Origin of the sequence: Enterobacter cloacae complex sp. IR5422 (assembly GCF_049238165.1) — a bacterium.
GTDB lineage: Bacteria > Pseudomonadota > Gammaproteobacteria > Enterobacterales > Enterobacteriaceae > Enterobacter > Enterobacter roggenkampii.
Window position 1 is genome coordinate 1 of the sequence record NZ_JBMKHT010000083.1, and the last position, 7,843, is coordinate 7,843.

Below are 7,843 nucleotides of genomic sequence, written 5' to 3' on the forward strand. Positions count from 1 at the left end.
TCTGGCGGCGTTTACTGGAAAACTCACTGTCGGCAAAAGTCAGTTGCTGGCTCATCCGGTTACTCATTCTGGGTTCAGGTTACAACACGATGATCTCACATCTCGGACTTATTCGCACCTTCCTTAATCAATGATGGAGAAAGTTTGAGGTTCGTTACAGCAGATGTGAGATGTTTAAACCATGCGGGACAGCAGACATTCCTTTTCCAGGATAAAGCGGAAAGCGTCAGGCTAAGACAAATAACCTTTCAAAATCACCGGAAAGCTTATGCACAAATATGACAATTATCGAATGAGAATATATTCTGTTCTATACTTATAAGAAATTTGATATTGGCTGAATCAGATTGTCTTCCGTTGAAAGGAAAACTTTACGTGTATTTCAGACACAAAAAAAGCCGCCCTTAAGCGACTTTGATTTGCATCTTTTGGTGCCGAAGGCCGGACTCGAACCGGCACGTATTTCTACGGTTGATTTTGAATCAACTGCGTCTACCGATTTCGCCACTTCGGCACTGAAGGGGATGCGGAAACGTTGTGGATTATACCTGTCGCGCGCCGCCATGCAAGCGACGACGCGCGAAACCCGCGCTAAGTGCCCAAAAAACCAGCGCCCTTTCACTCCAGCTCAGACACCGCCAGCCGAATCACCCTCGCCGCCTTCTGTTCAGGCAGCGCCAGCACCTTGGCCCACATTTCCTGCACCATATCGCAGGAGAGCTTCTCTTTGCCCACCGCCTTCTCCGGCATCTGCAGCAGCTGGATGTCCTCGCCGTACTTATCGGCAAGTTGCTTCATAATCGGTCGCACGTCTTCGACAGCCGCCTCGCGTTCGGCCGGGGTCACGGTGTGGCGGTTTTTGCCATAGGCCGCGCGCATCATGTCGGCGTCGGCCTGCATGCGCCGCGCCATCAGGTCTTTATCCAGCATGCGCATCGGGTTCACGCCGCCCTTCACCATTGGGTAGAGGAAGCGGAAGCAGGCGTCGTCACTCACCTTCTGGATGGCGGCGGTCTGCTCCATGTTGATGGTCATGTAGTTCACCACGTTGGCGTCCGGGGCGTTCTGCAGGCGCGTCATCTGCAAATGCAGGATCTGCGGCTGGATGGTGTCGATAATCTGCTGCTCCGGCTCGCCCGCTTTTTGCAGGGCGGCCATCTGGTCGAGGATGCGCTGATGCAGCGCGGGCTCCTGCTCCTTAATCACCTGCCAGGCGGGCATCGCGTTGAGGGCGTTATCCATCTGCCGTTCCGGGGCGCGCTGCCTGTCGAAAAACACCCAGAACGCCACGACGGCAGCCGCAATGACGACAATCACAATACGGGTCCACGTTTTATTCATCTCGCATCCTTATCCTTGAGTTATGCCGGTTTACACCGGCACGCCGCTGTGGAAGCGAAACTCGTTGTCCGGTGTCGAGATAAGTGTGGCTTCAATTTCGCCAAAAAGCTTTATGCGCGGTGAGATATCGTCGTCGCTCACCTGCCGGGCCAGCGTCAGATAGTCCTGATAGTGGCGCGCTTCCGAGCGCAGCAGCGAGAGATAGAACTTCTGCAGGTCGTCGTCGAGGAACGGGGCCAGCGCGGCGAAGCGTTCGCAGGAGCGGGCTTCGATGTAGGCACCGCAGATGAGCTTGTCGATCAGCGTCAGCGGTTCGTGGGTGCGCACGTCCTTCAGCATCCCTTTGGCGTAGCGGCTGGCGGTGATTTTGACGTACGGAATGTCGCGGGCCAGCATCGCCTCGCGCACCTGCCAGAAGTGGTGCAGCTCCTCTTTAATCAGCAGCACCATGCTGTCGATAAGCGCCTGGCCCCACGGGTCGTCGGTTTTGGGCATCACGCTTTTGCCAATCTGCCTGTGCAGGGCGATGAAGTCCGGCTCCGGGCCGTCGCGGAAGGTGAACTGTTCGTAGGGCTTGAGCCACTCGAGCAGCGCGTCGGCACCGCTTTCGTCGGCGACGTATTTACGCACCAGCAGCAGCGCGGTCTGGGCGGCCTTGAGCTCGCACACCATGTGGTCGGTGAGCAGCAGCGGCAGGTTCGCCGGGTCGCGGGCTTTATCAATCCATGCTTGCGGGGTCGGGCACTGGAGGAAGTTGAGTACGGGGGCGAGTATCTGCGGGTAATCCATGGTTCTGCCTTGAAAAAGCGGTGGCGCGCGCCACCGCCTGAAACGCTTAGTGACGCACGCCGTCGTCGTCTTCGTCGACGTAATCTTCGTCGTCGCCCTCTTCGCCGTCTTCACCGTTCGGATCTTCGAAGTAGGTTCCCCAGCCGTCGTATTCCACCTCAAACTTCTCGGCCAGGTTCATCAGCTGTTCGACCTGCGCGTCGATCAGCTCCGCCTTCAGCGCGCCTTCGCTCAGGATGTCGCAGCAGATGACGGTGTCGCCCTCTTCCACTTCCAGCTCTTCAGGCTCGGTCACTTCGTAACCCAGCTTGAAGGCTTCCACGGCCATTTTTTCCAGCGCGTCGAAATCATCCGCAGAGAAATGGTGCTCGATGGTGTACAGCGCGTCCGGATCGCTACCGTCTTCCAGCAGCTCTTCAATAATCAGACGCGTCTCTTCGCGTTGCTCTTCCAGGTGTTCCGGGTTTGCCATGGCTCAATCCTCTTTAAAGTGCGGCAGATACTTCTATTTTCACACACGGACGGGTTTGCCTCCACCTTTGTTGGAAAGATTTGTGAAACGGGGTTGCAAATGAATAATTACACATATAAAGTGAATTTTAATTCAATAAGTGGCGTTCGCCATGTGAGGATAAAATGTCTGATCTGTACAAGAAACACTTTCTGAAATTGCTCGACTTTACCCCTGCACAGTTCACTTCTCTGCTGACCCTTGCCGCACAGCTCAAAGCCGATAAAAAAAAGGGCAAGGAAGTACAGAAGCTTACCGGTAAAAACATCGCGCTCATCTTCGAAAAAGACTCGACCCGTACCCGTTGCTCTTTCGAAGTTGCCGCATTTGACCAGGGCGCGCGCGTTACCTATTTAGGGCCGAGCGGCAGCCAGATTGGGCATAAAGAGTCAATTAAGGACACCGCGCGCGTGCTCGGGCGGATGTACGACGGCATTCAGTATCGCGGCCACGGCCAGGAAGTCGTCGAAACACTGGCGCAGTATGCGGGCGTGCCGGTGTGGAACGGGCTGACCAACGAGTTCCACCCGACGCAGCTGCTGGCGGACCTGCTGACCATGCAGGAGCACCTGCCGGGCAAGGCGTTTAACGAGATGACGCTGGTCTACGCGGGCGACGCGCGCAACAACATGGGCAACTCGATGCTGGAAGCGGCGGCGCTGACCGGGCTGGATCTGCGCCTGGTGGCCCCGAAAGCCTGCTGGCCGGAAGAGAGCCTGGTGGCGGAGTGCAGCGCGCTGGCAGAGAAGCACGGCGGGAAGATTACCCTGACGGAAGACGTGGCGGCGGGCGTGAAGGGCGCGGACTTTATCTATACAGATGTATGGGTGTCGATGGGCGAAGCCAAAGAGAAGTGGGCGGAGCGGATTGCGCTGCTGCGCGGGTATCAGGTGAACGCGCAGATGATGGCGCTGAGCGGCAACCCGGACGTGAAGTTCCTGCACTGTCTGCCGGCGTTCCATGACGATCAGACCACGCTCGGCAAGCAGATGGCGAAGGAGTTCGATCTGCACGGCGGAATGGAAGTGACGGACGAGGTATTTGAGTCGGCGGCGAGCATCGTGTTCGACCAGGCGGAAAACCGGATGCATACGATTAAGGCGGTGATGGTGGCGACGCTTGGGGAGTGATCCTTTCTCCCACTTTATTGATTCGGTGTGCTCTTCTTGCCGGGTGGCGCTGCGCTTACCCGGCCTACACAACCCGTAGGCCCGTGCAAGCGCAGCGCCGCCGGGCGGATCAGGCCAGCTCCATTTCATTGATTTTTCACCCCGAAAAAGGTACGTTTTCGCCTTAATTCCAGCGTGGACATACCAGCATTATGCCGATTATTCAGTCTGTTGAACGTGCGTTGCAGATCCTCGACCTGTTCAACGAGCAGGCCACCGAGCTTAAGATCACCGACATCAGCAAACTGATGGGGCTGAGCAAGAGTACCCTCCACTCGCTGCTTAAAACCCTGCAGCTTCATGGCTATATCGATCAGAACCCGGAGAACGGCAAATATCGCCTCGGCATGAAGCTGGTCGAGCGCGGCCATTTTGTCGTGGGCTCCATCGATATTCGTCAGAAGGCGAAAGGCTGGCTGACCGAACTGTCCCAGCGTACCGGGCAGACCACCCATCTGGGGATCCTGGACGGGCGTGAAGGGGTCTATATTGAGAAGATTGAAGGCAAGCTGGCCGCCATCGCCTATTCGCGCATTGGCCGCCGCCTGCCGGTTCACGCCACCGCCATCGGCAAGGTGTTGATTGCCTGGCTGGGCGAGGCCGAGCTGAATGCCCTGCTGGAGGGCTATCAGTACACCACCTTTACGCCCGCTACTCTCTCCTCTCGCGAAGCCCTAATAAGCGCCCTGGCGCAGACCCGCGAGCAGGGCTACGCCCTGGATAGCGAAGAGAACGAGCAGGGCGTGCGCTGCGTGGCGGTGCCGGTGTGGAACCATGAATCCCGCGTGATTGCCGCCCTGAGCCTGTCGACCCTGACCTCCCGCGTGGACGACGCAGAACTGGCTGATTTCCGCGAGCAGCTTCAGCAGGCCGGGCTCCAGCTCTCACGCGCGCTGGGCTACCCGGCCTGAGCCGTTAAACCGGCTCGTAGGTGAAGTAGTCGAAGTCCGCATGACAGCCGTCACCGCTGATGTCCTCGCAGTGCAGCCCCACAAACGCGCCGGTGAAGAAACCGCGCCCGCCGATGTAGTCGTCCGACAGCTTCCACGCCTCATACGTGACCGGCACGGCGTGCCACGTCTCGCCGTCGAACGAGTAGCTGTAGCGGTAGACCAGCTTATCCACGTCCACGCGCAGCCAGACGCTCTCCGCCTGTTCCGGCACCGGAATGGGCTGCTCGTGCAGCGGCCATGACGGCACGTTGTGGTCGAGCTGGATCACCTTGATGGTTCTCCCCTGCCCCTCCTCGTAGTCCACAAAGCAGTAGCTCCAGTTTTTACTGTTGTAGTAGCAGGTCAGTCCGGCGCTTTGCTGGAAGTGAACCGGCGAGAACTGCATCCGCGTTTCTGAGCGGAAAGCGAAGTGCTGCCAGCGGCGCGCCACGGTCGACTGGGTAAAGGTGGAGTTGAGCGAGTCGTTCCCGTAGAGCCGTAAGTAGCCGGGGCGTGCGGTGAGTGAGCCGAGGGTGTCGTCGAACGGAATGCGCAGGGTCTGCAGCTCTGGATCAAGCGTGTTGCCGTCGAAATCGTCCCTCCAGCCGTGCTGAACGGCAGCGGGCTGCTCGGCCATCTGCGGGCCTTTCACGGTCAGCTGCGCGTGCTTGCCGCCTTCCACGTACGGCCAGCCGTCGCGCCACTCAATGCGGGCGATACCGGTCTCGCGTCCCAGCGGGCAGTAGCCGCGCCCGCCGGAGGCCAGCAGCGGCACGCCGGGCAGGCGCAACGGGCGGCTGGTGAGGTAGGCCATGTACCATTCTCCGGTATGGGTCTGCAGCAGCGAGCCGTGGCCGCTCTTCTGTAGCGGGTTCTCCGGCAGGTGCCAGCTGGTCATCATCGTCACGTCCGGGTGCAGCTCGTACGGCCCGTCGATGTTTTTGGAACGCAGTACCACGACCGCGTGCTCGTAGCTGGTGCCGCCCTCGGCAACCATCAGGTAGTACCAGCCCGCGTGGCGATAAAGATGCGCCCCCTCGGTGTAGCAGAGCGGCGTGCCGGTAAACAGGGTTTTACGCTCGGGCGAGAGCGTGCCGGTCTGCGGGTCAAACGCCTGCATCACGATCGTGTTGTGCGGGTTGCTGTGGTGGCGCGGCCCCCACGGGCGATACAGGTAATATTTGCGGCCATCGTCGTCGTGGAACAGGGACGGATCAAACCCGCCGTTGCCCATCGGGATCGGTTCGCTCCATGGCCCTTCGATGGAGGGCGCGGTAACCAGGAAGTTGCGGCCGTTTTTCCACGGCGAGTCGACAATCTTCACGTCGGTGTAGAGCAGCCAGAATTTGCCGTCGGCGTAGCTCAGGCACGGCGCCCAGATGCCGCCGGAGTCCGGGTTGCCCTTCATGTCCAGCATCGACACGCGGTCCAGCGGCGTGCTGACCAGCGACCAGTTTTTCAGGTCACGGGAGTGGTAGATGCGCACGCCCGGGAACCACTCGAAGGTCGAAGTGGCGATGTAGTAGTCCTCGCCCTGGCGGCACAGGGACGGGTCCGGGTTGAAGCCGGTCAGAATGGGGTTAGTGATTTCCATATTGCCTCCGGTTAATGGGATGCGGCTGTCGCGGCGTCGGGAACGGCCTCGCCCTGCGCCGCGCGGTGCTTGAGCAGCTGCTGGCTGATGGCCTCCACGCGGGCGTCGGTGAGCTTGTAGAACGACAGCATGATGAACATGCCCGCGTAGAGCACCACCGGCACCACGCAGAACAGGATTTTGATGGTGGTCAGCACTTCCACCGGCTGCACGCTGCTGCTGGCGGAGTAGTTGACGTACGCCAGGATCCAGCCCACCACCGCCCCGCCAATTGCCAGGCCAATCTTCAGGCTGAACAGGTAGGTGGAGAACACCAAGCCGTCGAGGCGGCGCCCGCTGCGGCTCTCCTCGTAGTCCACCACGTCAGAGGCCATCAGCCACTGCAGCGGCGTGGTGGTGTTAAAGACGAACAGGAACAGGATGTTGAGGGCGAAGATCAGCGCGATGTGCTCGGCCGGGGTGACGAAAATCAGCAGGCTGATGAGCGAGTAGGCGACGATGATCCACTTGAAGGCGGTGACGCGATCGAAGCGGCCCAGCAGACGAGACGAGCAGAGCGAGCCAAGCATGGTGGCGAGGCTGCCGTAGAGTAAAAACTGGGTCGCCATCTCCGGGTGATCCATCACGTATTTGACGAAGTAGAGCGTCGCCCCGCCGCGCACCACGTTGGAACAGGTCGCCATCATCTTGAACGCGCACATGATCCGCCACTGGCCGTTGCCGAGCAGCAGCTTGAGATCTTTCGCCACCGACGAGCCCGGCTGCACCTCAAAGGTGTAGCGCTCTTTGGTGGTAAAGAAGCAGACGTAGAGCAGCACCACGCCGGTCAGGCCCAGCACGCACATGGCGCCGAAATAGCCCACCTGCTCGTCCCCTTTACCGATGATGCTCACCAGCGGCAGGGCAATGCCGCTGATGGCAAGCGATCCCGCCGCCGCCAGGAAGAAACGCCACGACTGCAGGGCGTGACGCTCTTTCGGGTCGGCGGTGATGACGCCCGGCATGGCACAGTACGGCACGTTAACGAAGGTGTAGACCAGGGTCAGGAGAATGTAGGTCACGCAGGCGTAGATGATTTTGCCCTGCGCGGAGAAGTCCGGCGTGTAGAAGGTCAGCACGCAGACGATGCCAAACGGGATGGCGCCCCACAGCAGGAACGGGCGGAACTGGCCGTGCCGCGTGCGGGTGCGGTCCACCAGTAGCCCCATCAGCGGGTCAGTCACGGCGTCGAGCACGCGGGAGATTAAAAACAGCGTTCCCATAATGCCCGCCGACAGGCCGAAGACGTCGGTGTAGAAATAGGCCAGCAGGAACATCGTGGCCTGCCAGACGAAGCCGCAGGCGGTGTCACCCAGCCCGTAGCCAATTTTGTCTTTCATGGTTAAGGAAGTTGCGATTAAGTGGTCCGCAGCTCCCGATATGACGCCCCAAACCGTCCTTTATCGACGTCCTGTGGCTCAATTTTCCAATTTTCAGCCCAAAATCGTCTCTTCGTGGCTGATTTTGG

Annotated in this window: 8 protein-coding genes and 1 tRNA gene; 3 read left to right on the forward strand and 6 right to left on the reverse strand. The window is 59.5% G+C overall.

Annotation, left to right across the window (positions count from 1 at the left end):
- Positions 1–429 precede the first annotated feature (429 nt).
- From ACOTXT_RS21785 to rraB, 4 genes are all read right to left on the reverse strand, one after another.
- Positions 430–514, reverse strand: a tRNA-Leu gene (locus ACOTXT_RS21785).
- Between the two features lie 104 nt (positions 515–618).
- Positions 619–1,341, reverse strand: coding sequence for a topoisomerase II (locus ACOTXT_RS21790; RefSeq protein WP_333166455.1), 723 nt, complete (start codon positions 1,339–1,341; stop codon positions 619–621).
- 30 nt (positions 1,342–1,371) lie between these two features.
- The gene (gene miaE / locus ACOTXT_RS21795) at positions 1,372–2,130 is read right to left on the reverse strand and encodes a tRNA isopentenyl-2-thiomethyl-A-37 hydroxylase MiaE (protein WP_248270568.1); all 759 of its coding nucleotides are present in this window, start codon (positions 2,128–2,130) and stop codon (positions 1,372–1,374) included.
- A gap of 46 nt (positions 2,131–2,176) precedes the next feature.
- The gene (gene rraB, locus ACOTXT_RS21800; protein ID WP_014882320.1) at positions 2,177–2,602 is read right to left on the reverse strand and encodes a ribonuclease E inhibitor RraB; all 426 of its coding nucleotides are present in this window, start codon (positions 2,600–2,602) and stop codon (positions 2,177–2,179) included.
- Positions 2,603–2,701: 99 nt separating this feature from the next.
- Between rraB and argL the strand changes: the two genes are divergently transcribed.
- The 3 genes from argL (at position 2,702) to xynR (ending at position 4,721) form a co-directional block, all read left to right on the forward strand.
- Positions 2,702–2,797 (forward strand): putative translational regulatory protein ArgL, encoded by a 96-nt coding sequence (argL, locus tag ACOTXT_RS21805; protein WP_213014347.1) that lies wholly within the window; start codon positions 2,702–2,704, stop codon positions 2,795–2,797.
- Positions 2,767–3,771, forward strand: coding sequence for an ornithine carbamoyltransferase (argF, locus tag ACOTXT_RS21810; RefSeq protein ID WP_055322414.1), 1,005 nt, complete (start codon positions 2,767–2,769; stop codon positions 3,769–3,771). Before argL ends, argF begins: the two co-directional genes overlap by 31 nt.
- Positions 3,772–3,962: 191 nt before the next feature.
- Complete coding sequence (gene xynR, locus ACOTXT_RS21815; protein ID WP_055322413.1) at positions 3,963–4,721, forward strand: DNA-binding transcriptional repressor XynR; 759 nt, start codon at positions 3,963–3,965, stop codon at positions 4,719–4,721.
- Between the two features lie 4 nt (positions 4,722–4,725).
- Here the strand turns inward: xynR and ACOTXT_RS21820 are convergent, their stop codons facing one another.
- Together ACOTXT_RS21820 and ACOTXT_RS21825 are read right to left on the reverse strand one after the other, a co-directional pair.
- Positions 4,726–6,336 carry a glycoside hydrolase family 43 protein gene (locus ACOTXT_RS21820; protein ID WP_333166448.1) on the reverse strand — a complete coding sequence of 537 codons (1,611 nt, stop codon included), beginning with the start codon at positions 6,334–6,336 and terminating at the stop codon, positions 4,726–4,728.
- An 11-nt stretch (positions 6,337–6,347) separates the two neighbouring features.
- Positions 6,348–7,733 carry an MFS transporter gene (locus ACOTXT_RS21825; RefSeq protein WP_421625450.1) on the reverse strand — a complete coding sequence of 462 codons (1,386 nt, stop codon included), beginning with the start codon at positions 7,731–7,733 and terminating at the stop codon, positions 6,348–6,350.
- Positions 7,734–7,843 lie beyond the last annotated feature (110 nt).